Annotated in this window: 1 pseudogene; it reads right to left on the reverse strand. The window is 70.2% G+C overall.

Features of this window, described 5'->3' with window-relative positions:
- A pseudogene (locus ACEN88_RS33790) lies at positions 1-574 on the reverse strand (hypothetical protein); the annotation flags it as partial.

The raw sequence follows: 574 nt of genomic DNA on the forward strand, positions 1-574 counted from the left end.
CACGTCGCCGTTCTCGTTGATCAGTTCCGCGATCCGGCGCGCCGTGTCGTAGCGGTATTCCAGCACGCCGCCGCGCGCGTCAACGCGTTTCAGCGGCTTGCCGTCGCGATCGAGTTCGTAGGCGGTGCGGTGGCCCGCGGCGTCGACGTGGGCGACGAGGCGGCCCAGCCGGTCGTATTCGTAGCGCTCGGTGGTCCCGTCGGCATGCGTCACGGCGTACAGGCGGCCGAGCGCGTCGTAAGCGTAGGTGCTCGCGTTGCCGTTCGGGTCGAGCGCGCGCACGAGGCGCCCCTGGTCGTCGTAATCGAAACTGCTCGTGCTGCCCGAGCAGTCCGTGTAGCGGATCAGCTGCCCGGCGCGGTTGTACGCGAGCGCCTTGACGCCGCCGCGCGCGTCGATGACTTTCACCGGCAGGCCGCGGTCGTCGTACTGGTACGCCGTACGCTGGCCCAGCGCGTTCGTCACGCTCGTCAGGTTGCCCTGCGCGTCGTAGCGCAGCACGGTCGTCGCGCCGAGGGCGTCGGTGATGAGGGCCGGCTTGTCGAAGCGCGCGTCGTAGACGATGCCCGTGCCC

This window comes from Massilia sp. CT11-108 (assembly GCF_047302915.1).
Taxonomy (GTDB): Bacteria; Pseudomonadota; Gammaproteobacteria; order Burkholderiales; family Burkholderiaceae_D; genus Telluria; species Telluria orientalis.